The sequence below is a fragment of the Rhodoferax sp. OV413 genome, from assembly GCF_945881795.1.
Taxonomy (GTDB): domain Bacteria; phylum Pseudomonadota; class Gammaproteobacteria; order Burkholderiales; family Burkholderiaceae_C; genus Allorhodoferax.
Window position 1 is genome coordinate 1 of record NZ_CAMCVG010000017.1, and the last position, 22,729, is coordinate 22,729.

At 61.1% G+C, this 22,729-nt stretch carries 25 protein-coding genes and 1 riboswitch; of the genes, 7 read left to right on the plus strand and 18 right to left on the minus strand.

The window, feature by feature from the left end; translation table 11 throughout:
- A partial coding sequence (locus tag Q0O05_RS03820) for a lysoplasmalogenase (RefSeq protein WP_293660569.1) occupies positions 1-710 on the plus strand: 710 nt, incomplete at its 5' end.
- A gap of 13 nt (positions 711-723) precedes the next feature.
- On the opposite strand, the gene Q0O05_RS03825 is transcribed toward Q0O05_RS03820, so the two are convergent.
- The 6 genes from Q0O05_RS03825 to ruvB form a co-directional block, all read right to left on the minus strand.
- On the minus strand, positions 724-1,698 hold the full coding sequence (locus tag Q0O05_RS03825; RefSeq protein WP_293660570.1) for a branched-chain amino acid ABC transporter permease: 975 nt from the start codon (positions 1,696-1,698) through the stop codon (positions 724-726).
- Complete coding sequence (locus Q0O05_RS03830) at positions 1,698-2,582, minus strand: branched-chain amino acid ABC transporter permease (protein ID WP_293660571.1); 885 nt, start codon at positions 2,580-2,582, stop codon at positions 1,698-1,700. Before Q0O05_RS03830 ends, Q0O05_RS03825 begins: the two co-directional genes overlap by 1 nt.
- Positions 2,583-2,604: 22 nt before the next feature.
- On the minus strand, positions 2,605-3,816 hold the full coding sequence (locus Q0O05_RS03835; protein WP_293660572.1) for an ABC transporter substrate-binding protein: 1,212 nt from the start codon (positions 3,814-3,816) through the stop codon (positions 2,605-2,607).
- Positions 3,817-3,866: 50 nt separating this feature from the next.
- The gene (locus tag Q0O05_RS03840) at positions 3,867-4,568 is read right to left on the minus strand and encodes an ABC transporter ATP-binding protein (protein WP_293660573.1); all 702 of its coding nucleotides are present in this window, start codon (positions 4,566-4,568) and stop codon (positions 3,867-3,869) included.
- Between the two features lies 1 nt (position 4,569).
- Positions 4,570-5,337 (minus strand): ABC transporter ATP-binding protein, encoded by a 768-nt coding sequence (locus Q0O05_RS03845; RefSeq protein ID WP_293660574.1) that lies wholly within the window; start codon positions 5,335-5,337, stop codon positions 4,570-4,572.
- A gap of 92 nt (positions 5,338-5,429) precedes the next feature.
- The gene (gene ruvB, locus Q0O05_RS03850; RefSeq protein ID WP_293660575.1) at positions 5,430-6,497 is read right to left on the minus strand and encodes a Holliday junction branch migration DNA helicase RuvB; all 1,068 of its coding nucleotides are present in this window, start codon (positions 6,495-6,497) and stop codon (positions 5,430-5,432) included.
- Between the two features lie 151 nt (positions 6,498-6,648).
- Between ruvB and Q0O05_RS03855 the strand changes: the two genes are divergently transcribed.
- The gene (locus Q0O05_RS03855; protein ID WP_293660576.1) at positions 6,649-7,779 is read left to right on the plus strand and encodes a carbonic anhydrase family protein; all 1,131 of its coding nucleotides are present in this window, start codon (positions 6,649-6,651) and stop codon (positions 7,777-7,779) included.
- A 21-nt stretch (positions 7,780-7,800) separates the two neighbouring features.
- On the opposite strand, the gene ruvA is transcribed toward Q0O05_RS03855, so the two are convergent.
- Positions 7,801-8,373 carry a Holliday junction branch migration protein RuvA gene (gene ruvA, locus Q0O05_RS03860; protein WP_293660577.1) on the minus strand — a complete coding sequence of 191 codons (573 nt, stop codon included), beginning with the start codon at positions 8,371-8,373 and terminating at the stop codon, positions 7,801-7,803.
- A 40-nt stretch (positions 8,374-8,413) separates the two neighbouring features.
- Here ruvA and Q0O05_RS03865 point away from each other — a divergent pair, with 40 nt between their 5' ends.
- Both Q0O05_RS03865 and ybeY read left to right on the plus strand, forming a co-directional pair.
- Complete coding sequence (locus tag Q0O05_RS03865; protein WP_293660578.1) at positions 8,414-9,439, plus strand: PhoH family protein; 1,026 nt, start codon at positions 8,414-8,416, stop codon at positions 9,437-9,439.
- A gap of 24 nt (positions 9,440-9,463) precedes the next feature.
- Positions 9,464-9,907 (plus strand): rRNA maturation RNase YbeY, encoded by a 444-nt coding sequence (gene ybeY, locus Q0O05_RS03870; RefSeq protein WP_293660579.1) that lies wholly within the window; start codon positions 9,464-9,466, stop codon positions 9,905-9,907.
- A gap of 155 nt (positions 9,908-10,062) precedes the next feature.
- Here ybeY and dtd read toward each other — a convergent pair whose 3' ends face one another.
- Positions 10,063-10,527 (minus strand): D-aminoacyl-tRNA deacylase, encoded by a 465-nt coding sequence (gene dtd, locus Q0O05_RS03875; RefSeq protein ID WP_293660580.1) that lies wholly within the window; start codon positions 10,525-10,527, stop codon positions 10,063-10,065.
- A gap of 8 nt (positions 10,528-10,535) precedes the next feature.
- Positions 10,536-11,780, minus strand: a complete 1,245-nt coding sequence (gene tyrS, locus Q0O05_RS03880) for a tyrosine--tRNA ligase (RefSeq protein ID WP_293660581.1) — start codon at positions 11,778-11,780, stop codon at positions 10,536-10,538.
- Between the two features lie 120 nt (positions 11,781-11,900).
- Between tyrS and Q0O05_RS03885 the strand changes: the two genes are divergently transcribed.
- Complete coding sequence (locus Q0O05_RS03885; RefSeq protein WP_293660582.1) at positions 11,901-13,259, plus strand: M23 family metallopeptidase; 1,359 nt, start codon at positions 11,901-11,903, stop codon at positions 13,257-13,259.
- Between the two features lie 11 nt (positions 13,260-13,270).
- Positions 13,271-14,389, plus strand: coding sequence for an anhydro-N-acetylmuramic acid kinase (locus tag Q0O05_RS03890; protein WP_293660599.1), 1,119 nt, complete (start codon positions 13,271-13,273; stop codon positions 14,387-14,389).
- 14 nt (positions 14,390-14,403) lie between these two features.
- On the opposite strand, the gene erpA is transcribed toward Q0O05_RS03890, so the two are convergent.
- The 5 genes from erpA to rplM form a co-directional block, all read right to left on the minus strand.
- Positions 14,404-14,769 carry an iron-sulfur cluster insertion protein ErpA gene (erpA, locus tag Q0O05_RS03895; protein WP_293660583.1) on the minus strand — a complete coding sequence of 122 codons (366 nt, stop codon included), beginning with the start codon at positions 14,767-14,769 and terminating at the stop codon, positions 14,404-14,406.
- 61 nt (positions 14,770-14,830) lie between these two features.
- Positions 14,831-15,226: a polymer-forming cytoskeletal protein gene (locus Q0O05_RS03900; RefSeq protein WP_293660584.1), complete on the minus strand. Its 396-nt coding sequence runs from the start codon at positions 15,224-15,226 to the stop codon at positions 14,831-14,833.
- Positions 15,227-15,245: 19 nt separating this feature from the next.
- Entirely contained in the window at positions 15,246-15,974 is a 729-nt protein-coding gene (locus Q0O05_RS03905; protein ID WP_293660585.1) for a DUF6776 family protein, read from the minus strand.
- A gap of 86 nt (positions 15,975-16,060) precedes the next feature.
- Positions 16,061-16,453, minus strand: coding sequence for a 30S ribosomal protein S9 (gene rpsI, locus Q0O05_RS03910; RefSeq protein ID WP_138517015.1), 393 nt, complete (start codon positions 16,451-16,453; stop codon positions 16,061-16,063).
- A gap of 9 nt (positions 16,454-16,462) precedes the next feature.
- The gene (rplM, locus tag Q0O05_RS03915) at positions 16,463-16,891 is read right to left on the minus strand and encodes a 50S ribosomal protein L13 (RefSeq protein ID WP_293660586.1); all 429 of its coding nucleotides are present in this window, start codon (positions 16,889-16,891) and stop codon (positions 16,463-16,465) included.
- 239 nt (positions 16,892-17,130) lie between these two features.
- Here rplM and rlmJ point away from each other — a divergent pair, with 239 nt between their 5' ends.
- On the plus strand, positions 17,131-18,021 hold the full coding sequence (gene rlmJ / locus Q0O05_RS03920; protein ID WP_293660587.1) for a 23S rRNA (adenine(2030)-N(6))-methyltransferase RlmJ: 891 nt from the start codon (positions 17,131-17,133) through the stop codon (positions 18,019-18,021).
- Positions 18,022-18,039: 18 nt separating this feature from the next.
- Here the strand turns inward: rlmJ and metF are convergent, their stop codons facing one another.
- From metF to Q0O05_RS03940, 4 genes are all read right to left on the minus strand, one after another.
- Positions 18,040-18,885 carry a methylenetetrahydrofolate reductase [NAD(P)H] gene (gene metF, locus Q0O05_RS03925; protein ID WP_293660588.1) on the minus strand — a complete coding sequence of 282 codons (846 nt, stop codon included), beginning with the start codon at positions 18,883-18,885 and terminating at the stop codon, positions 18,040-18,042.
- A 41-nt stretch (positions 18,886-18,926) separates the two neighbouring features.
- Positions 18,927-19,886, minus strand: coding sequence for a TlyA family RNA methyltransferase (locus tag Q0O05_RS03930; protein ID WP_293660589.1), 960 nt, complete (start codon positions 19,884-19,886; stop codon positions 18,927-18,929).
- 29 nt (positions 19,887-19,915) lie between these two features.
- On the minus strand, positions 19,916-21,436 hold the full coding sequence (gene ahcY, locus Q0O05_RS03935) for an adenosylhomocysteinase (RefSeq protein ID WP_293660590.1): 1,521 nt from the start codon (positions 21,434-21,436) through the stop codon (positions 19,916-19,918).
- A gap of 91 nt (positions 21,437-21,527) precedes the next feature.
- A riboswitch (S-adenosyl-L-homocysteine riboswitch) is annotated at positions 21,528-21,635 on the minus strand.
- A gap of 44 nt (positions 21,636-21,679) precedes the next feature.
- Positions 21,680-22,693, minus strand: a complete 1,014-nt coding sequence (locus Q0O05_RS03940; protein ID WP_293660591.1) for a substrate-binding domain-containing protein — start codon at positions 22,691-22,693, stop codon at positions 21,680-21,682.
- Positions 22,694-22,729 lie beyond the last annotated feature (36 nt).

A 22,729-nucleotide genomic window follows, 5' to 3' on the forward strand; every position in this document is an offset into this window, starting at 1 on the left:
TTGCCGCGGTCTGGGCCCTGGGCCGCTTCATGCAGCAGGGCCTGCACGCGCTGGAGGTGCTGGCGGTAGAAGCCGCCGCCTGGGCCAGCCTGAGCGCGGTAGATCTGCTGCCCGGCCATCTGCTGGCCAAGCCTCTGGTCATAGTTGCCGCTATGCTTTTCATAGCTACACGCGCATATCCCATGGGCGCAAACGGCCAAAAACACATCAAAAACACGGCTTTGTTGCTGGCGGCGCTGGCGTTTTCGCTGGTGGGGGATGTCTTCCTGATGCTTCCCGGTGACTACTTCATCCCCGGCCTGGCTGCGTTTTTGGTGGCGCATGTTTTCTACATCGCCCTGTTCCGCCAGGATTCGCCCTGGTTCGCCAACCGCCGCGCGCTCCGGCTGGTGCTGGCCTTAGGTGTGGCGGTATACGCCCTGCTCTGGAGTCACTTGCCCGATGCGGGGCTTCAAGTCGCCGTAGCGGCGTATATCGTGGTGATTTGCCTGATGGTGGCCCAAGCGGTGGGCCGCGCACAGGCTTTGGCCCAGACGGGTGGGCGCTGGGTGGCGGTTGGCGCATGCATTTTTATGGCCAGCGACACCCTGATAGCGGTGAACCAGTTCCTGACACCGCTGCCGCTGGCAAACTGGTGGATTCTGGTGACTTACTTCACTGCCCAGCTGCTCATCGTCCACCACGCGCTGCCCGAACGCAGCGCCAGGTGAACAACGCAGCACTTCAAGTTTTGGATTTGCGCAGCAACCAGGCTTTGAGCTCGCCCACAAACCCGCGGCGGAAGGCGACAACACAAATCACAAAAGTGACGCCGATGATCACGTTGATCCACGCGCCCACCTGATCGGCGAGGAAGTTTTGTAGCCCGATGATGGTGAATGCGCCGATAACAGGTCCGGCGAAAGTGCCCATGCCGCCGAGCAAGGTCATCAGCACCACCTCGCCGGAGAGCGACCAATGCGCGTCGTTCAATGTCACAAACCCCAGCACCATGGTCTTGAGGGAGCCTGCGAGCCCGGCAATCGCGGTAGACAGCACGAAGGCCAGCAGCTTGTAGCGGTCCACGTCATATCCCAGGGAAATGGCGCGTGGCTCGTTTTCACGAATGGCTTTCAGCACCTGCCCGTAGGGGGAGTGCACGATGCGGATGATGCCGAGGAAAACCGCCACAAAAATGGCCAGCACCAGGAAATACAACGTCATGTCATTGTCCAGCGGCAGAAAGCCGAGCAGCATGCCGCGCGGCACTCCTTGCAAGCCGTCTTCTCCCCCGGTGAAGGGGGCCTGCAAAAACACGAAATACACCATCTGGGCCATGGCCAGCGTAACCATGGCGAAGTAGATACCCTGGCGGCGAATGGCAATCAGGCCAATCACCAAGCCGCACAGAGCCGCCATCAAAGTGCCCGCCAAAACCCCCAGCTCGGACGACCAGCCCGCAGACCGCACCAACCATCCGGTGGTGTAGGCCGCAAGGCCCAGGTAGGCTGCGTGACCGAAGGACAGCAGGCCCGTGTAGCCGAGCAACAGGTTAAACGCGCATGCAAAGATCGCATAGCACAGGGCCTTCATCATGAAGATGGGATAGAGGCCCAGAAACGGTGCCAGCACCAGCAGGGCCAGCCCGACCCACAGGGCGATGCGCGCCCATTTCTCAGTGCGCACTGCCGGCGACAGCTCAGAATTCGAAACAGACATCACGACTCCCTCCCGAACAGCCCGGCGGGGCGGATCATCAGCATGATGGCCATGATGACGAAGACCACGATGCTCGACGCTTCGGGATAAAACACTTTGGTGAGGCCTTCCACCAGACCGAGGGCAACACCGGTCAGGATGGAGCCCAAAATAGACCCCATGCCGCCAATCACCACCACGGCAAACACCACGATGATCAGGTTACTGCCCATGAGCGGGGTGATCTGAATCACCGGCGCAGCCAGCACCCCAGCCAGGGCCGCCAGCCCGCAACCCGCACCGTAGGTGAGCATGACCATGAGCGGCACATTGATGCCAAAAGCCTGCACCAAAGCAGGGTTCTCGGTGCCGGCTCGCAGATAAGCACCCAAACGCGTGCGCTCAATCAGATACCAGGTACCCAGACAAACGGTCAAGGAGAACACCACGACCCAGGCGCGGTAGTTGGGCAGAATCATGAAGCCCAAATTGGTGGCGCCCTGCAGCATCTCGGGCACCGGGTACGACTGCCCGGACACACCGAACTGCTCGCGCAACACACCTTCGGCAATCAGCGCCAAACCGAAGGTCAACAGCAAGCCGTAAATCGGATCGATCTTGTAGAGGTGCTTGAGCAGGGTACGCTCAATCACCACACCAACCGCTCCAACCACCAGGGGAGCAATCAACAGCACCGCCCAGTAATTGATGCCGAAGCTGTCCAGGGCCACAAAGGCCACATAAGCTCCCATCATGTACAGCGCGCCATGGGCGAAATTCACAATCCCTAACAGGCCGAAGATCACCGCCAGCCCCAGGCTGAGCATGGCGTAAAAAGAGCCATTCACCAGCCCCAGAAGGAGCTGACCGAGAAAGGCCTGTATGGGGATACCGAAAATGTCCATGTGCGCGCTGTCAAATTACAAGTTACTTGGTCCAGGCCGCGCACTTGGATTCGGCTTTGGTCGCAAATGCGGCCTCGCCCTTGATGGTTTCCACCACGTTGTAGTAATCCCAAGGCTCGACCGACTTGTCAGGTGACTTCACTTGCATCAGGTACATGTCGTGCACCATGCGACCGTCGTCACGGATGTAGCCACCCTTGGCAAACACGTCGTTGATCTTGGTTTTCTTCATCTGGGCCAACACCTTGTCGGAGTCATCGCTGCCGGTGGCTTTCACAGCCTGAATGAACTGGCTGGCTGCGGAGTAGTTGGCAGCTTGAATGGAAGAAGGCATGCGCTTGATCTTCTCGAAGAACTTGCGGCTCCATGCGCGGGTTTCCGCGTCTTTGTTCCAGTACCAGCTGTCGGTGAGGTACATGCCCTGGGTAGCTTTCAGGCCGAGGGAGTGGATGTCGTTGATAAACACCAGCAATCCGGCCATCTTCATGGTGCTGGTAATTCCGAACTCGTTGGCGGCCTTGATGGAGTTGATGGTGTCACCGCCCGCGTTGGCCAGACCCAAAATCTGGGCCTTGCTGCCCTGAGCCTGCAAGAGGAAGGACGAGAAATCGCTGGCCGACAGCGGGTGACGCACTGCGCCCACCACCGAACCGCCCGCAGCCCGCACCACGCTGGTGGTGTCGTTTTGCAGAGCCTGACCAAACGCATAGTCCGCGGTCAGGAAGTACCAGCTCTTGCCCCCTGCCTTCACCACTGCGCCGCCGGTGCCCTTGGCAAGCGCCAGGGTGTCGTAGGCATAGTGCACGGTGTACGGCGAGCATTGCTCATTGGTCAGGGCCGAGGTGCCCGCACCGATGGCGACAAACAGTTTCTTCTTTTCCAGAGCCACTTTGGACATGGCCAATGCGGTGCCGGAATTGGTGCCGCCGATCAACATATCGACGCCCTGGGTGTCAAACCACTCACGCGCCTTGGCAGCAGCCACGTCAGGCTTGTTCTGGTGATCGGCCACGATCAGCTCAATCTTCTTGCCCGCCACCGAGCCGCCCAGGTCAGCAATTGCCATGCGAATCGCTTCGGCACCGGCAGGGCCGTCAATGTCGGCATAAAGACCGGACAGGTCGGTAATGAAACCGATGCGCACCACATCGCCCGACACCTGTGCCTGCGCGCTGGAGCCGAACATGGCGGCTGCCGCCATGCCGAAGGCAATGGTCATTTTTTTCAATTTCATAATAGTCTCCTGTTGAAAATAGGGAATAGAAAAACGAAAAGACGGGCGCGTCAAACGCCCAAGTATTCGTGCAGGCTGGCACGCCGCTCGGGCAACTCGGCCTGCGTAAATTGCTGAATCACCTCGCCGTGCTCCATCACCAGGAAGCGGTCGGCCAGGGGAGCGGCAAATACGAAGTTCTGCTCGACCATGACAATGGTGTAGCCCTTTTTGCGCAGGTTCAGCACCATCTCCGAGAGTTTTTGCACGATGACCGGGGCGAGGCCCTCGGAGATTTCGTCCAGCAAGAGCAGCTTGGCCCCCGTGCGCAGAATACGGGCTACGGCCAGCATTTGCTGCTCACCTCCGGAGAGGCGTGTGCCTTGGCTCTTCGCGCGCTCCTTCAGGTTGGGAAACATGCGGTAGATCTCGTCCACGCCCATGCCATCGGCTGCCAGTGTGGGAGGCAGCATCAGGTTTTCTTCGGTGGACAGGCTGGAGAAAATACCCCGCTCTTCCGGGCAGTAGCCAATGCCCAGCCGCGCGATTTGGTGGGTCGCCATCGCAACCGTCTCGGTGCCGCGCACACAAACGGAGCCCTTGCGGCTACCAATCAGGCCCATGATGGCGCGCAGGGTGCTGGTCCGTCCCGCGCCGTTGCGGCCCAGAAGGGTGACAACCTCACCTTCTTCCACCGAGAAATTGACCCCGTGCAACACGTGGGACTCACCGTACCAGCCATGCAGGTCTTTGACTTCGAGAAAGGCGGCCATGTCAGTGGGCTCCCTTCAATTCGACGTTGGCACTGCCCATGTAGGCCTCCACCACCGAAGGGTTCTTCGACACCTCAGCGTAAGAGCCCTCTGCCAGAGTGGCGCCCCGCTGCAACACCGTGATGGTGTCAGCAATGCTGGCCACCACGCTCATGTTGTGTTCCACCATCAGCACGGTGCGGCTGGCGGCTACTTTTTTGATGAGCTGGCGGATGCGATCGACGTCTTCCAGCCCCATGCCCTGGGTCGGCTCATCAAGCAGCATGAGTTTCGGGTCCATGGCCAAGGTGGTGGCAATCTCCAAGGCGCGCTTGCGCCCGTAGCTCAGCTCGACGGCCGGCAAAGAGGCAAACTGCAGCAGATCCACCGAATCGAGCAACTCCAAGGCGCGCGCATCAAGACGCTGGAGGGTGCGCTCGGAGCGCCAGAAATGGAATGACGAGCCCATCTCGCGCTGCAAGGCCACCCGCACGTTCTCGAGCACGCTGAGGTGGGGAAACACTGCGGAGATCTGAAACGACCGGATCACCCCACGACGCGCAATCTGCGCCGGTTTTTCCAGGGTAATGTCCTGGCCGTCAAACACGATGGAGCCCGAGGTGGGCGTCAGGAACTTGGTCAGCAGGTTAAAGCAGGTGGTCTTACCGGCACCGTTGGGGCCGATCAGGGCGTGGATTGATCCACGTTTGACACGTAAATTGACCTTGTCAACGGCCACAAAGCCCTTGAATTCCTTGGTGAGGTCTCGGGTCTCCAAAATGCAATCCACGCGTTTACCTTCCTGAGTAAAGACTGTCGATGCTACGTCAGAAATCGCGGGAATCAGGACACGCGCAGCGACTCAAGGGTTAACCCTGAGGGCTAATCACCCAACAAATCCACCACCGGCCCGGCAGGCGCCGTCACCCCAAGATGGCGGTAGGCCGCGAGCGTGGCGATGCGGCCGCGCGGGGTGCGCTGCAGGTAGCCCTGCTGGATAAGGTAGGGCTCAATGACGTCTTCGATGGTTTCGCGCTCCTCGCCGATGCTGGCGGCAATGTTGTCCAGCCCCACGGGGCCGCCATCGAAGCGGTGAATCACGGCCTCCAGCAGCTTGCGGTCCATCAAATCGAAGCCTTGCGGGTCCACATCCAGCATGGCCAACGCGCGGTTGGCAATATCCAGCGTGATCTTGCCGTCACCCTTGACTTCTGCAAAGTCGCGCACCCGGCGCAGCAGCCGGTTGGCAATGCGCGGCGTGCCGCGGGAGCGGCGGGCGATCTCAAAGCCGCCGTCTTCATCCATAGGCACGCCCAGGAGGCCGGCGCTGCGCTTAACAATGCGGGCCAGCTCCTCGTTGGTATAAAACTCGAGCCTCGCAACGATGCCGAAGCGGTCGCGCAGCGGGTTGGTCAGCATGCCGGCGCGGGTCGTGGCGCCCACCAGCGTGAAGGGCTGCAGATCGAGCTTGATGGAGCGCGCCGCCGGCCCCTCGCCGATCATGATGTCGATCTTGTAGTCCTCTAGCGCGGGGTAGAGGATTTCTTCCACCACCGCCGAGAGCCGGTGAATTTCGTCGATGAAGAGAACGTCGTTCTTCTCGAGGTTGGTCAGCAGCGCTGCCAGGTCTTTGGGTTTTTCCAGCACGGGGCCACTGGTCTGGCGCAGGTTCACGCCCAGCTCGTGGGCGATGATGTGGCTCAGTGTCGTTTTGCCCAGCCCCGGCGGGCCGAAGAGCAGCACATGGTCCAGCGCCTCGTCGCGCTTTTTGGCAGCGCCGATGAAGATTTCCAGTTGCTCGCGCACCTTGGCCTGGCCCACATAGTCATCCAGCAGCTTGGGGCGCAGGGCGCGCTCAATGGCTTCTTCGCTGTTGGAAACAGGCGCAGCTGACACCATGCGCGGCGCAGGCGGCGGGGGAACAGCGAAATCGTCGGTCTGAATGCTCACGGGACGCCACTATACCCCGCAGCCCCCTCTATTAAAGAGACCTCGGGAAACTGCCGATAAGCACCTCAACCCCTTCTGGCGCGCCCTGTGGCCTGCCGGACCTTCGCATCTGCAGCCTGCATTTGCGCTTGCTTGAAAGGCCGCACGCTCCATGCCCCATCCGCCTATTCCCTCCGCGCCCTGCCTGCGTCGCCCTTCTTTGCGCGCGCTGAGTGCCTTGACGCTGAGCGCTTTGGTTCTGGCGGCGCTTTGCGGCACGCCCGTCTGGGGCAAGGATGCCGAGCCGGCTGCCAAAACCAGCACCAAAACCGGCAAGCGCGACATACCGGGCGAGATTACGGCGACCAGCGCATCCAACCCCAAGGAGGTGGGGGACCAGCTGCGCGACGCGCTGGGCAAAGAAGTGACCGCCAAGAAAAAACTCACCATCAATGTCACCGGCGGGAAGGCGGAGCCAGCTGCGGCCGGCCGCGCCAAGACCCCCAGCCAGAGCAGCCGCCAGTACATTCAGGCGCGCGCCGCTGCGCTGGCCGGCCAGGGCAACGCGCAGGTGGCCGCGGCCGGCAGCGCCCTCACCAACACACACAGCCACGAGGGAGACGCGCACTGGGCCTACGAGGGCGAGAACGGTCCGGCGGCCTGGGGCAAGCTCAAACCCGAATTCAGCCTGTGCGGCTCCGGCAAGCGCCAGTCGCCCATCAACATCGAAGAAACCAACACCCTGCAGGGGCCAGCCGAGGCGGTGCAGTTCAACTACACACCAAGCAATGGCACGGTCATCAACAACGGCCACACCATTCAGGTCGACGTGCAGGGCGACAACAGCATCACCGTGCGCAGCTCACGCTACCGGCTGGTGCAATTCCACTTTCATACGCCCTCGGAAGAAGCCATTAACTTTCGCCGTTTCCCCATGGTGGCGCACCTGGTGCACAAGAGCGATGAGGGCCAACTCGCCGTAGTGGCCGTGCTACTGGATGTGGGGAGTGCCAACCAGCTGATTGACAAGGTCTGGACCTATATGCCACTGGATTCCGGCGACCGGGTGCGCATGCCCCGTGAGTTGCTCAATATGAATGAGTTACTGCCCTCCGACCAGCGCTACTATCAGTTCATGGGCTCGCTGACCACGCCGCCGTGCTCGGAAGGTGTGCTGTGGATGGTTCTCAAGCAGCCTATGAGCATGAGCCGCAATCAGATGCGCCTGTTTACCCAGCTCTACCCCAACAATGCCCGCCCGGTGCAGCCCGCCAACGGCCGCACTGTGCGCGATGCGCAATAAATCAAGCGCCCGGGGGCAGGACTACTTCGCCAAGGCCTTGAGGGCGAGCTTGATTCCTTCGCTCACGCCCACGTCCTTGGGAAGTGCTTTGAGGGACACGGCGGCCTCTTTGTCGCTGTAACCCAGAGCCAGCAGGGCCTGCAAGATATCGGACTGCGCGTCGCCGACCGCACCCATGGGCGCACCGATATCAGCGCCCAGCCGGCCTTTGAGCTCGAGCAGCAGCCGCTCGGCGGTCTTTTTGCCGATGCCCGGCACCTTCATCAATCGGCCCGATTCCTGCAAAGTAATAGCTTGGGCCAGGTCGCCCACATCCATGCCCGAGAGCACCGAGAGCGCAGTACGCGGCCCGACGCCGGAAATCTTGACCAGCTCCCGGAAGGCCTCGCGCTCGGCGCTGGTGGCAAAGCCGTACAAAATTTGGGCGTCTTCGCGCACCACAAACTGGGTGAGCAGTGTGACCTTGTGACCGTCAGCCGGCAGGTTGTAAAAAGTGCTCATAGGCACCTGCACCTCGTAGCCCACGCCACCGCAGTCGATGATGACTTGCGGCGGGTTTTTATCGCTGACGATGCCTGTGAGTTTGCCGATCATTTATTGCCTATCATGGGGAACACTGCGAGGAATTATCAGCTTGATTCTTAAACACACCTTCACGCCGCTGAACAATACGCGCCTCTCTAATGTCTGCGGCCCGACGGACGAACACCTGCGCACCATGGAGCGGGCTTTGGAGGTCCGCATTGCCCACCGGCATGAACAATTTAAGGTGGAAGGCGCCAAGGCGCAGGCCCAGCGCGCGCTCGGGATGCTGCAAGCCATGTACGAAATTGCAGGGCGGCCTATCGCCGCATCCACCGTGCAGCTCATGCTCAGCGGCGATGGTGGCACGAACAGTGAGGACGGCCCCAGCCTCTCGACCCGTCGCGCAGACCTCAAGCCTCGAAGCCAGAACCAGGCGCTGTATCTGGACAATATTGCCGAGTTCGACATTACCTTTGGCATCGGTCCGGCCGGAACCGGCAAGACCTACCTGGCCGTGGCGGCTGCGGTGGATGCGTTGCAGCGCAGTTCGGTGCAGCGCATTGTGCTGACGCGTCCGGCCGTGGAAGCCGGCGAGCGCTTGGGCTTTCTGCCCGGCGACCTGAACCAGAAAGTCGACCCTTACTTGCGCCCCCTGTACGACGCGCTCTACGACCTGATGGGCTACGAGCAGGTGCACAAGGCCTTTGAGCGACAGCAGCTGGAGATTGCGCCGCTGGCTTTTATGCGCGGGCGCACGCTGAACAACGCTTTTGTCATTCTCGACGAGGCGCAAAACACGACGCCCGAGCAGATGAAAATGTTTTTGACGCGCGTAGGCTTTGGCACCAAGACGGTGATTACCGGCGACCTGACCCAGATCGACCTGCCCAAAGCGCAGATGAGCGGGCTGGTGGAGGCAGAGCGGGTTTTGCGCCGCACGCCGGGCATTGCCATCACCCGCCTGACCAGCACCGACATCGTGCGCCACCCGCTGGTCGCCCGCATCGTAGATGCCTACGAGGAAGCCCGCCTCGAAGACCTGCTACCCGGCTCGAACGCGCTCGCGCTGCCTGAGCCCGAGCCGGAGCTGCCGCGTGTGGCGCTTCCCAAAACCCGCACGCCGCGCCGCGGCTAAACCCGTTTGCCACCATAGAACCCTATGCTTCCAGAACTTAGCCTCTCCCTGCAATTCGGCAAGATAAAGGACGCCAACCAGCATCGCGACGCCCTCAAGCGCCACAAAGTCATCCGCTGGGTTCGCAACACGCTGGAGGTGGACGGCGAAATCACGGTGCGCATCGTGGATGCCGAAGAGGGCCAAGCCCTGAACCGCGATTACCGCCAGAAGGACTACGCGACCAACGTGCTGACCTTTGACTATTCGCAAGAGCCGGTTACCGCCGACCTGGTGCTGTGCGCGCCGGTGATTGCCCAAGAAGCCAAAGAGCAAAAGAAGACGCTAGAGGCCCATTACGCCCACATGATCGTCCACGGTACCTTGCACGCCCAGGGCTGGGATCACGAGTTGGATGAAGACGCTGAGGTAATGGAACTGCGCGAGAGCGAGATCCTGGCGCGGTTGGGGTTCCAAAACCCGTATTGAATTCATGGGGGCCGGGGGTTGAGACCCTTGTGGCTGGATGGGCGGATGCTCCGGAGTGGAGGCAACTCCCCACATTTCAAGCCTTTTTGCCCGCCAGGGCCCGCCCGATATGCGCAAGCAGCTACAAAATCAGTAGCACGCAGAACCCGCAGCAATCAGGTATTTGGCGCCACCCGCACCGGAATCGTTACCGGCCCGTCGTTGACCAGCTCCACCTGCATGTCTGCCGCAAAAATGCCGGTCTGCACGATGGTATGTGCGGCGCGAGCCTGGGCCACAAAGTGGTCATAGAGCCGCCGGCCCTCCTCGGGGGCAGCGGCGCCCTTGAAGCTGGGCCGGTTTCCGCTGGAGGTGTCGGCAGCCAGAGTGAATTGACTCACGATCAGCAGGCCGCCGTGCAGGCCCGCGCCATCCAGATCCTGCACACAGCGGTTCATCTTGCCGTCCGTGTCACTAAAGATACGCAGCTTGAGCAGTTTGGCCAGGAGCTTGTCGCCCTGCGCCTCACTGTCGCCCTGCTCGGCGCAGATCAGCACTAGCAGGCCTTGATCAATCTTGCCGACCGTCAATCCGTCCACCACCACCTGCGCGCGGAGAGCGCGCTGAACCAGTGCCAGCACGACCTGGCTTATGAAAGGGTGACGCGGGCGAACTTGCGCTTGCCCACCTGCAGCACATAGGTGCCGGCGCCGAGCTTCAGGCCCTTGTCGCTCACCACATTGCTATCCACCCGCACGCCGCCGCCGTCAATCAGCCGGTTGCCCTCGCCGCTCGAAGCAGCAAGACCCGCCGACTTGAGCAAAGCGCCGATGCCAAGGGCCGAGCCGCCCTCGCCCAGCGGCAGGATGATTTCGTCAATCTCGTCGGGAATGCCGCCCTTGCTGCGGTTGATGAAGTCCTGCTCCGCCGCATCCGCCTCCGCTGCGCTGTGAAAGCGCGCGGTGATCTCTTTGGCCAGTGCCACCTTGGCGTCTTTGGGGTTGCGCCCGGCTTCGACTTCGGCCTTCAGCGCGGCAATATCGGTCTCGCTCTTGAAGCTCAGCAGCGTGTACCACTTCCACATCAATACATCCGAGATGGACAACACCTTGGCAAACATGGTGTTGGGGTCTTCGCTGATGCCGATGTAGTTGTTCTTGCTCTTGGACATTTTCTCGACGCCGTCCAGCCCCTCGAGCAGCGGCATGGTCAGAATGCATTGAGGCTCCTGGCCGTACTCGGCCTGCAGGGTGCGGCCCATGAGCAGGTTGAATTTCTGGTCGGTGCCGCCCAGCTCGAGATCACTCTCCAGCGCTACCGAGTCGTAGCCCTGCATCAGTGGATATAGAAACTCATGCACCGCAATGGGTGTACCGGCCTTGAATCGGTCGTGAAAGTCATTGCGCTCCATCATGCGGGCCACGGTGTAGCGGCTGGCCAGATGGATCATGCCGCGCGCACCCAATGGATCACTCCACTCGCTGTTGTAGCGGATCTCGGTCTTGGCGGGGTCCAGCACCAGGCTGGCCTGGCGGTAATACGTCTCAGCGTTGACCTTGATTTGTTCAGCTGTCAGCGGCGGACGGGTGCTGTTGCGGCCGGACGGGTCGCCGATCATGCTGGTGAAGTCGCCAATCAAAAAGATGACCGTATGGCCCAGGTCTTGGAGCTGCCGCATCTTGTTGAGCACCACGGTGTGGCCAATGTGGATGTCCGGCGCGGTCGGGTCCAGCCCCAGCTTGATGCGCAGCGGTGTACCGGTGGCCTCCGACCGAGCGAGTTTCTTGACCCATTCGTCTTGCGGAAGCAGCTCTTCGACACCACGCAGTGTCACGGCCAGGGCCTCGCGCACGCGGTCAGTTACTACGATGGGGGGGCTGGAGGCTTGATTCATATGGTTTTTTTGGAGCTGGTACCGGAGCGGCGGCTATACTGCCGGCTCCCAACAGCAACGCCTGCGTTGCCAGCGGCTGGATTTTAGTCGGGCCGCGTTCCCCATTCCGGAGTCTCTGATTTGAAGCTTGGACTGAACGAGTCTGTTGACCTGTACCTTGCGCGCGCCGCGCAGTTCGTGCAGCAGTACCCCCAACGCATCACCGCGGTGATTGCCGCCCTGCTGGTGGGTGGCGCAGGCGGCACCTTTGCGGTGGCAAGCTTCGCCCCCGATGCTTCCGACCTGCCGGTACGCACCGTGGTAGAGATAGTGAACACCCAAGTGAGCACCGACCGCAACGAGGCAGTGCGCGAGGCCGCCATGCGCCTGTACCGCTCGGACAACGTCCGCTCAACCGACACTGCAGACACGCTTTTGAAGCGCCTGGGCATCTTTGACCCGCAAGCGGCTGCTTTTTTGCGTTCTGACAAACAGGCCCAGACCGCCTTGCTGGGTCGTGTGGGCCGCGGCGTGAGTGCAGAGGTGAACGAGCAACAGGGTCTCGAAAAACTCAGCGCCCGCTGGAGTCACACGGACGACGGCAACTTCAAGCGCCTGACCATTGAAAGAACCGCGGGTGGCTTCCAGTCGCGGCTGGAAACGCTACCCCTCGTCGCCAATACGCGTCTGGCCAGCGGCATCATCAACACCTCTTTGTTTGCCGCCACCGACGACGCCAACCTGCCCGACGCCGTGGCAACCCAAATTGCCGAGGTTTTTTCGGGTGACATTGACTTCCACCGCGCGCTGCGCAAGGGTGACCGCTTCTCTGTCGTTTACGAAACACTGGAGGCGGACGGCGAGCCGCTGCGCAGCGGCCGCGTGCTGAGCGCCGAGTTCGTGAACGCAGGCAAGTCCTTTCAGGCCATGTGGTTCAAAGACCCTCTGCCCGAAGGCAAAGGCGGTTACTACAACCTCGCGGGCGAGAGCCTCCGTCGCGCATTTCTTGCCTCCCCGCTGGAGTTTTCCCGCGTCAGCAGCGGCTTCAAAATGCGTTTTCATCCGATCCTGCAAACCTGGCGCGCCCACCTGGGCGTGGACTACGCGGCTAGCACCGGCACCCCGGTACGCGCTGTGGGCGATGGGGTGGTGGACTTTGCGGGAGTGCAAAACGGCTTTGGCAATGTGGTGATGATCAAACACCGCAACAACCAAATGACGGTGTACGCTCACCTGAGCCGCATCAGCGTCAAAAAAGGACAGTCCATCGCGCAGGGTCAACACCTGGGCGCGGTGGGCGCAACGGGCTGGGCGACCGGGCCGCACCTGCATTTTGAATTCCGCGTCAATGGCATGCACCGCGACCCGCTGACCATTGCGCGCCAGAGCGAGGCTACCCCCATCTCGGTTGCCGCCAGACCGGTGTTTGATAAAGCCGCACAAGGTGTTCGCGCTCAGCTGGCCACCGCTGCTCAGCTCCGGCCAGGCACCGCCGAATAAGCCGCTTGCCGCTGGTGACGGATCTCTTCATCGGCCTGATGTCCGGCACCTCGCTGGATGGAGTGGACGGCGTTCTGGCGGACTTTTCGGGCGACCGCATCAGGGTCATCGCGCACCACGCAGCCCCCTTTAACGAAGGCCTGAAGTCGGAATTTCTGTCGCTCAACACCCCTGGATCCAACGAAATCCATCGCGGGGCGCTGGCCTCCAACGCGCTAGCGCGCCTGTATGCCGACGTCGTGTCAACGCTCCTGGACAAAAGCGGGCTCGCGGCGGAGCAGGTGCGGGCCATTGGTGCGCACGGCCAAACCGTGCGCCACCGCCCCGGCGAGTTTGACGGCACCGGCTACACCACGCAGCTCAACCAGCCGGCCCTGCTGGCAGAACTCACCGGCATCGCTGTGGTGGCGGACTTCCGCAGCCGCGACATGGCCGCAGGCGGTCAAGGTGCGCCGCTGGTACCTCCGTTTCATCAGGCATTTTTCAGCCCCGGCGGTGAGCGTCTTGCGGTGCTCAACATAGGGGGCATCTCCAACCTCACGCTCTTGAACCTTGATGCACAGACTCCGGTCCTGGGCTTTGACTGCGGTCCGGGTAACGCGCTTATGGATGCCTGGTGCCAGCAGCACACAGGGCAGGCTTTTGACGATGCCGGCGCCTGGGCTGCCAGCGGCACCGTGCAGCCGGACTTGCTGTCTGCGATGTTGGCAGAGCCTTTCTTGCAGCGGCCTCCACCCAAGAGCACCGGGCGCGACTTGTTCAACGCGGGTTGGCTGGAGGCTTGCCTTGGCGCCCGGACGGCGACCGATCCGGCTGATGTGCAAGCGACTTTGGCCGAGTTCACCGCCCTCGCTTGCGCACACGCCCTGCAAGACTCCATGCAGCTGAGCGCAACGCTGGCAGTCTGCGGCGGCGGCGCCTACAACCTGCACCTGATGCAGCGCCTGCAGCACCATCTGCCGGGCTGGTCTGTTCAGAGTTCCAGCCACAGGGGACTGCCGCCTTTGCAGGTGGAGGCTGCGGCCTTTGCCTGGCTGGCGCGGCAATGCGTGCGGGGCCTCACCTCGAGCCTGCCAAAAGTTACGGGCGCACTAGGCGCCCGCATACTCGGTGCTGTGTACCCTGCCTGAGGCAGGGCTCGGCATCAGGTCGAAAAAGACGAACCACAGCCACAGGTCGTGGTGGCATTCGGGTTATTGATCACAAACTGGGCACCTTGCAGGTCTTCCTTGTAGTCGATCTTGGCGCCCACCAGATACTGGTAACTCATCGCATCAATCAACAGCGACACGCCGTTCTTGGTCATGGTTGTGTCGTCTTCGTTCGTGATTTCATCGAAGGTAAAGCCGTACTGGAATCCGGAGCACCCCCCACCCTGCACGAACACACGGAGCTTCAAATCGGGGTTGCCTTCTTCAGCAATCAGGTCTGCCACTTTGGCGGCCGCGCTGTCGGTAAAGACAATGGCCTCGGGCATTTCGGTGGGAATAGTTTCAGCAAGGGCGCTCATGGCGACTCCAATCAGTTGCGACAAGCGGGGAATAGTACAGCAAACCGCTCGGGAATTCAGGCTACTCGTTATTCGCCGCTAGTTTGAGTGTGGGTTTACCTTCGTCGCCGAGCATAGGGCGCAGTTGGCCGGTGATGAGCGCGCCTTGGTGCATCTCCAGGGCCGCGTAGTCCACGTCACCTTCAATGCGCGCCTTAGGTTGCAGCTCTAACATGCGGTGCGCGCAAATCGGCCCGATCACTGTGCCATTGACGATGATGTGGTCCGCCACCACACCGCCGGTGATGTGGGCGGAGTCCGAAATCACCAGGATGCTGGCCACCCCTTCGCTGGCCACTACGTCTCCAACGATGGAGCCATCCACCCGCAGGCCCTCAGAAAAGGTGATGTTCCCCTGAATCTGGGTTCCATCGGCAATCAGGCTCTTGATGGGCGGCTGCTTGCTTTTATTAAACATGAGGTACCTCTTTTTTGGGCTACAGCTTGATGGTTTGGGTCGCTCGGACGGTCGGACCGTCCATCACACGTGCGGAAACGCTCTTCACAACCGTCTGGGCGGGCAATTGAAATACGCCCTCTATCCGGCCGTATTGCTTGAATTTAATCGGCAAGGATCCCTCGGGTAACGAGACGGTCCAGTTTTTGCCATTTGACAGGCCCACAAGGGTTATCTCCAGTCGCCCGGAGAACTCGTTGGTGTAGCGGCCCGCCTGCATCACCAGCGCCTGCCACTTCAATGTGGACGGGGCACTCATCTCCGCCTGCAGTCCGCGAATGGCCAGCCCCTCGGACGCGCCGGCGGGAATCAGCCTCTCAAAAAATCCGAGGTCATCCCGAAGGGCCAGGTTTTCGGCTTCAAGCTGCTTGACCTGGGCCACCAGCTTGTCGTGCGACGCTTTTTCGGCGGTCACCAGCGTGTCTGCAATGTTGGAAATAGACTGCGCCTTGTCCCGCTCCGACTTCAAGGTCTGCATCTGGACCTTGAGTTCGGCTGCCTGCTGACGCAGTTGGAGCAACTCATCCCTGCCGCCGCGCTCTAAACCGGCAATATCGCGCCCAAACTCAAAGGCCCACAGACCGATGGCCGCACAAAACCCGATCACGATTGCCAGCATTGCCCAACGCAAGGGCCAAGGCAGGGCGCTGCGCACCAGCATTTGCGGGGCACTGATAGTAAGCCGGCGGCGAATCAGTCGAAATCTCATGGAGCGCGAAGTCTATCAGCCCAAAAAAACAGCCGCCGGAGTCTGCACTCGGGCGGCTGCTGGAGGCAACACCTGTTGCCGCGTGATTAGCGCTTGGAGAACTGCTTGCGACGGCGAGCGCCGTGGAAGCCGACCTTCTTACGTTCCACTTCACGCGCATCGCGGGTTACGAAGCCGGCTTGGCTCAGGGCGGGCTTGAGGCTCGCGTCGTAATCGATCAATGCACGGGTAATGCCGTGACGGGTTGCGCCCGCCTGGCCGGACTCACCGCCGCCTGCAACGTTGACCATGATGTCAAACGATTCAGCGTGGTTGGTCAGCATGAGGGGTTGCTTGCAGATCATGATGGAGGTTTGACGACCGAAGAAGTTTTCGATGTCTTTACCGTTCACGGTGATCTTGCCAGTGCCTTTTTTCAGAAACACGCGGGCGACGCTGGATTTGCGACGGCCGGTGCCATTGTTCCATTCACCAATCATGGGAGCTCCTTAAATGTCCAACACTTTGGGTTGCTGGGCGGTGTGGGGGTGCTCTGCACCGCCATAGACCTTGAGCTTCTTGATCATGGCGTAGCCCAGGGGACCCTTGGGCAGCATGCCCTTGACGGCTTTTTCCAAAGCGCGGCCGGGATGCTTGGATTGCATGTCGCGGAAGTTCGTGGCTGTGATACCGCCGGGGTAACCGGAATGGCGGTAGTACACCTTGTCGAGGGACTTGGTGCCAGTCACTTTGAGTTGTGCTGCGTTGATGACGACGATGAAGTCACCGGTATCAACGTGAGGCGTGTAAATGGCCTTGTGTTTGCCGCGCAAACGGAGAGCAACTTCGCTGGCTACTCGTCCGAGGACCTTATTGGTCGCGTCAACCACAAACCACTCGTGCACGACCTCAGCGGGTTTTGCGCTGAATGTAGACATGAGTTTTCTCTTTAAAAAGAAGGTTTGGGAGGGCTCTTTTCCACGGTCGGCGTTCCTCTGATGGGAATCTCTTAGGTGGGGAATACGCCGCGCAAAGTGATAAAGCATTGCCAAGCGTATCTTCGCCGCGGAGCCACAAAAGCGCTGCGAAGCCCGCGATTATACAAAGAGAGCGCCAGTTCGCCAAATACTGCCACCCAATGGCGCAGCCTGCAGGCCGGCGGTAGGTATCATTGGGAATGTTCAGTTACCGCCACGCCTTTCACGCCGGCAACCACGCCGACGTACTCAAACACACCACCTTGCTGGCTGTGTTGCGTCACATGACGCAAAAAGAGACCGCACTCAACGTCTTTGACACCCACGCCGGCGCCGGCTTGTACCGGCTTGATGGCGACTTTGCCAAGACCAGCGAAGAGGCGGCTGAAGGCTTTTTGAAACTGGTGGCCCATAAACCCGCCATGCCCTTTGCCCCCGCTTTGCAGGACTACATTGATATGGTCGCCGGCTTCAATGCAGGCAACCACTGGTCGGTGTACCCGGGCTCGCCCTTCATCATCCAAAACCTGTTGCGCGATCGGGACAAGCTCAAGCTGTTTGAGTTGCACCCCACCGACACCAAGACGCTGATGGCCAACATTGCGCAATTGGACGCAGGGCGGCAGGTCGCTGTGCTGAGGGAGGATGGATTTGAGGGACTTAAAAAGTTCCTGCCGCCGCCTTCGCGCCGGGCGCTCGTGCTGTGCGACCCCAGCTACGAAGTCAAGAACGACTACCAGCGCGTGGTCGCCATGGTGGCAGACGCTATGCAGCGGTTTGCAACCGGCACCTACGCGGTGTGGTACCCCATCATTCCGCGCCCCGAGGCACATGATTTGCCCAAGAAGCTCAAGACCATGGCCAACAAGGCCGGCAAAGCATGGCTACACGCAACCTTGACCGTCAAGTCGAGCAAGCTCACCCAGGACGCGCAGGGCGAGGTGGTGCGCCCCGGTCTGCCTGCCAGCGGCATGTTCTTGATCAACCCGCCACACACGCTGAAAGCTGCGCTCAAAGACGCGCTTGCGCAGATGGCCGCCATCCTCGGGCAGGACTCCAACGCGACCTCTACCCTCGACGCCGGCGGCTAGTCGCAGGCGGGCTGGGACCTAAATACCCAGGCCCAGGTTGTCGCACAGCGCCAATGTGGGAGCGCTCTGGTTCATGGTGTAGAAGTGCAAGGCCGGTGCACCGCCGGCGCGCAGCTGCTCGCACAGGTCGGTAACCACTTCCAGTCCAAAGGCCTTGATGGAGGCCACATCGTCGCCATAGCTCTGCAGGCGCAGGCGGATCCATCGGGGGATTTCGGCGCCACAGGCATCCGAGAAGCGCATCAGCTGGGTGGAGCTGGTAATGGGCATGATGCCCGGAACTACCGGCACGGTAATGCCCAACTTTTCGGATTCTTCCAGGAAGCGGAAATAAGCGTCGGAGTTGTAAAAGTACTGGGTGATGGCCGAATTGGCCCCGGCCTGCACCTTGGCAGCAAAAGCCTGGAGATCGCTGGCAGGCGATTTGGCCTGCGGGTGCACCTCGGGGTATGCAGCCACCTCGAGGTGAAAGTCATCGCCGGTCTCAGCACGGATAAACGCCACCAGATCACTGGCGTAATGAAACTCACCGCCAGCGCCGTAACCGCTGGGCAAATCGCCCCGAAGCGCCACCAGCCGGCGCACGCCCATGCTCCTCAGGGTGGCCAGCTGAGCGCGCACGGTGTCTTTGGTCGCGCCAACACACGAAAAGTGCGAAGCCGCGCTCACGCCCTCGGCCAGAATGTCGCGCACCGTGTTGAAGGTGCCTTCTTGTGTCGAGCCGCCGGCACCGAAGGTGACCGAGCAAAACTCAGGCTTCAGGCCATACAACTGCTGCCGCACCAGCCGCAGCTTGTCGGCGCCCTCGGGGGTTTTGGGCGGGAAAAATTCGAAACTCAGGGGAATGCGTTGCATGCTTGGCATTTCAATCTCCGACTGCGGCGCGCGGTACAGGTGCGCCGGACTCAGCCCGCCTTGCGGGCACAAATAAAGAATTCACGGTTGCCGTCGCCGCCTTCGATGGCGGAGTCGAACCAGTGCGTCACGGTCAAGCCCAGCTCGGCGCAGGTCTCACGCAGCCGCTGCTCCACGATGGGGTACATGTCCGGGTCTTTGACGATGCCGCCCTTGCCCACCTGGCCGGGCTGCAGCTCAAATTGAGGTTTCACCAGCGTGAGCATCACGCCACCCGCCTTCAGAAGTGCCACCGCCGACGGCAGCACCAGGGTCTGCGAGATAAACGACAAGTCCGCCACCAGCACATCAAACGGCGGGGCAAACTCAGGCGGCAGTTGCGGCTCTGTGTCGCCCTGCTCATCCGATTCAGCATTCATCGATTCGCCATCATCCGAAGGCGCATCGTCGTCGCCCATGTCGTCGTCGATATCGTGGCCCCAGGCGTCCACGCCCACCACCTTGTACTCAACGTCTGATTCTTCATCAAATTGGCCGTTTTCGCCCGTGCTGTCTGCGTAAGCAGCTATCAAATCGGTAGCAGATAGGGTTCGGGCGTTGACGCCTTCGACGCACAGCACCCGCGCATCGTCGCGCAGCGAGGGGTGCAACTGGGCACTGCCCACGTCCACCCCCACCACCGCCAAAGCGCCGGCCTGCAACAAGCAATCGGTGAAGCCGCCGGTGCTCTGACCCACGTCCACACACCGCAGGCCGGCCACCGACAGGCCCGCCTGGCGCAGGGCCGCCTCCAGCTTCAGCCCGCCGCGCGACACATAGCGCGCCTCGGAATCGTCCAGCAGGCGAACCTCGGCGCCGTCAGGCACTTCGTCGCCGTTTTTGGCCACGCGCCTCCAGGCTTGGCCGGCGGTTTCCAGCTTCAGCCATTCCACGCCATCCGCAATCAGGCGCTGGGCCTGAGAGCGGGTGCTTGCCAGCCCGCGCTGCACCAAGAGTTGGTCAATCCGCATCGCGGTCCTTGGTGCGCGCCATGTCCACCTTAGTAGCGGTAGGTGTCGGCCTTGTACGGGCCCGACTTGCTCACGCCGATGTAGGCCGCCTGCTCTTCACTGAGCTCGCTCAGCATGGCGCCGACCTTCTTCAGGTGCAGGCGCGCCACTTTTTCGTCCAAGTGCTTGGGCAACACATAGACCTTGCCGGCCTTGTAGTCCTTGGGCTTGGTGAACAGTTCGATCTGCGCGATGGTTTGGTTCGCGAAGCTGGACGACATGACAAAACTGGGGTGGCCGGTGCCGCAGCCCAGGTTCACCAGACGGCCCTTGGCCAGCAGGATGATGCGCTTGGAAGGCTTCTTGCCCTTGGCGGGGAAGATCACATGGTCCACCTGGGGCTTGATCTCTTCCCACTTCAGCTTCTCGAGCGAGACAACATCGATTTCGTTGTCAAAGTGGCCGATGTTGCAGACGATGGCCTGATCCTTCATGGCGTCCATGTGGGCGTAGGTGATCACATTTTTGTTGCCGGTGGCGGACACAAAAATGTCGGCCTTGTCGGCAGCGTATTCCATGGTCACGACCTTGTAGCCTTCCATAGCGGCTTGCAGGGCGTTGATGGGGTCAATCTCAGTCACCCACACCTGGGCGCTCAGAGCGCGCAGCGCCTGGGCGGAGCCCTTGCCCACGTCGCCATAACCTGCCACCACGGCCACTTTGCCGGCAATCATCACGTCGGTAGCGCGCTTGATGGCGTCCACCAACGATTCGCGGCAGCCGTAGAGGTTGTCGAACTTGCTTTTGGTCACCGAGTCATTGACGTTAATGGCGCGGAAGGCCAATGTGCCCTTGACCGACATTTCGTTCAAGCGCAGCACGCCGGTGGTGGTTTCTTCGGTCACGCCGATGATGTTCTTTAGGCGACGGCTGTACCAGGTGGGGTCCACCGCCAGCTTGGCCTTGATGGCGTTGAAGAGGCAAATCTCTTCTTCGCTGCCGGGCTTGGCCAGCACTTTGATGTCCTTCTCAGCCTTGGCGCCCAGATGCATCAACAAGGTGGCATCGCCGCCATCGTCGAGGATCATGTTGGGGCCTTCGGCGGCGGTGCCCTTTTTGCCGCCGAATTCAAAAATGCGGTGGGTAAAGTCCCAGTACTCTTCCAACGACTCACCCTTGTGGGCGAACACAGGCGTGCCCTTGGCGACCAAGGCTGCTGCGGCATGGTCTTGGGTGGAGAAGATGTTGCACGAAGCCCAGCGCACTTCAGCGCCCAAGGCTTGCAGGGTCTCGACCAGCACGCCGGTCTGAATCGTCATGTGCAGCGAACCGGTGATGCGCGCGCCCTTAAGGGGCTGCGCCTTGGCGAACTCTTCACGGATGGCCATCAGTCCGGGCATTTCGGTCTCGGCAATGGTCAGCTCTTTGCGGCCCCAGTCAGCCAGGCTCAGGTCGGCAATTTTGTAGTCTTCAGCGGCCACGGCAAGCACATGGGGCGCCTTGACGGGTTTGACGGCCTTCACGGCTTTGGGAGCCTTGGAAGGCTTGGCGAATTTCAATACAGCGCTCATGGTGAACTCCAAACGTAGTTTTGCATCAGGATTTGCGTGTCCACTGGCGCATGCGGGGGAAGTTTGGGAGGCAACTCACCGCACATGTTCCAGTGGGTGAGCGCCGTTGGGGGGCACGTTGCGTGGCGCACCGTGTTTTCCGAGCCTCACTCGCGGCGCCTGATCAGACGACTCACGGGCTGCAACGCTCCTCGGAATGTCAAGATTCTACCTACAGGCGCATTGCCGCAGCGCCACCCGGGGTCAAACCGCGCGGCCCGTGCTGGTACCAAGCTGCAAAGCGGGCTGCCGAAGGAGCTGATACGGACCGTCTTCCGGTTTGTGCAGCACTTGCATAACCACGTCAGCCAACGCAAAGCCGGTAGCCTGCGGGGTGGGCTGGGTGACGGTGGTGACGTTCAGGCCGGTGAGCAGGGTGTCTTGCGGAATATCGCCGTGCACCGCTACAGAAATATCCTTGCCCACCCGGACACCTGCATCCATCAACCCGCGAATCAGGCCCACACCGCCTAGGTTGTTATCCACCAGCACGGCCGTTGGGCGTGGCGTGAGAGCGAGCAACTGGGCCGCCGCCTGCAAGCCGCTGCGTCGGTCGTTTACCCCACCTATGCAATAGCCAGGCAGGCATTCCAGCCCCGCTGCTTGCAGGGTGCGCATGTAACCGCGATGGCGCTGGTAGGCGAAGTTCAGCGCCAGCGGCGCATGCACGTAAGCAATTCGCGCGTGGCCCAACGCTACCAAGTGCTCGACGGCCAGTTGGCTGCCAAGATCATTGTCAAAGTCCAGCCAGGAAAACTGCGCGCAGTCGGCAGTGCGGCCGTAGGCCACAAACGGGTAGTTGTGATGTAGCAAAAAATCCACTCGCGCATCCCGCACGCGGGTGTTGGGCACGATGACTGCGTCCACTCGCCCGCTGCGGAACAGGCGCTCATAAATTTCCAGCTCTGTCTCGTTCTTTGCCACGGCCAGAAGCAAATCCTGATGCTCGCGCTCCAGTCGCTCCGCAAGCCCGTCGGCCATGTCCAAGAACTGAGGATTACCCAAATTCTCGACCGCTGCCGAATAGACAATGCCTACCGCCTCCGATCGCCCGCGCACCAACCTTCGGGCACCCGCGTTGGCGCGGTACCCGTGGGCTTTCGCCGCTTGCTCCACACGCTCTCGTGTCGTAGGGTTCACGTCCTGATACCCGTTCAGCGCCCGGCTGACTGTCGACGTCGAAAGTCCGAGCTCCTTGGCGAGGGTCTTGATGTTCATGGCAGCGGAGCGGACTAACGGAGGTAACGGAGGTAA

Bases quoted from the DNA above. Each gene is read 5' to 3' on its own strand.
- ruvA (WP_293660577.1), bottom strand. From the start codon at position 8,373: ATGATCGGCAAACTCACAGGCATCGTCAGCGATAAAAACCCGCCGCAA.
- ybeY (WP_293660579.1), top strand. From the start codon at position 9,464: ATGCTTCCAGAACTTAGCCTCTCCCTGCAATTCGGCAAGATAAAGGAC.
- Q0O05_RS03930 (WP_293660589.1), bottom strand. From the start codon at position 19,886: ATGCGGATTGACCAACTCTTGGTGCAGCGCGGGCTGGCAAGCACCCGC.
- Q0O05_RS03840 (WP_293660573.1), bottom strand. From the start codon at position 4,568: ATGGCCGCCTTTCTCGAAGTCAAAGACCTGCATGGCTGGTACGGTGAG.
- rlmJ (WP_293660587.1), top strand. From the start codon at position 17,131: ATGTTCAGTTACCGCCACGCCTTTCACGCCGGCAACCACGCCGACGTA.
- metF (WP_293660588.1), bottom strand. From the start codon at position 18,885: ATGCCAAGCATGCAACGCATTCCCCTGAGTTTCGAATTTTTCCCGCCC.
- rpsI (WP_138517015.1), bottom strand. From the start codon at position 16,453: ATGATTGGTGAATGGAACAATGGCACCGGCCGTCGCAAATCCAGCGTC.
- tyrS (WP_293660581.1), bottom strand. From the start codon at position 11,780: ATGAATCAAGCCTCCAGCCCCCCCATCGTAGTAACTGACCGCGTGCGC.
- Q0O05_RS03835 (WP_293660572.1), bottom strand. From the start codon at position 3,816: ATGAAATTGAAAAAAATGACCATTGCCTTCGGCATGGCGGCAGCCGCC.
- ahcY (WP_293660590.1), bottom strand. From the start codon at position 21,436: ATGAGCGCTGTATTGAAATTCGCCAAGCCTTCCAAGGCTCCCAAAGCC.
- Q0O05_RS03905 (WP_293660585.1), bottom strand. From the start codon at position 15,974: ATGAGATTTCGACTGATTCGCCGCCGGCTTACTATCAGTGCCCCGCAA.
- Q0O05_RS03940 (WP_293660591.1), bottom strand. From the start codon at position 22,693: ATGAACATCAAGACCCTCGCCAAGGAGCTCGGACTTTCGACGTCGACA.
- rplM (WP_293660586.1), bottom strand. From the start codon at position 16,891: ATGTCTACATTCAGCGCAAAACCCGCTGAGGTCGTGCACGAGTGGTTT.
- Q0O05_RS03830 (WP_293660571.1), bottom strand. From the start codon at position 2,582: ATGGACATTTTCGGTATCCCCATACAGGCCTTTCTCGGTCAGCTCCTT.
- Q0O05_RS03855 (WP_293660576.1), top strand. From the start codon at position 6,649: ATGCCCCATCCGCCTATTCCCTCCGCGCCCTGCCTGCGTCGCCCTTCT.
- Q0O05_RS03900 (WP_293660584.1), bottom strand. From the start codon at position 15,226: ATGTTTAATAAAAGCAAGCAGCCGCCCATCAAGAGCCTGATTGCCGAT.
- erpA (WP_293660583.1), bottom strand. From the start codon at position 14,769: ATGAGCGCCCTTGCTGAAACTATTCCCACCGAAATGCCCGAGGCCATT.
- Q0O05_RS03825 (WP_293660570.1), bottom strand. From the start codon at position 1,698: ATGTCTGTTTCGAATTCTGAGCTGTCGCCGGCAGTGCGCACTGAGAAA.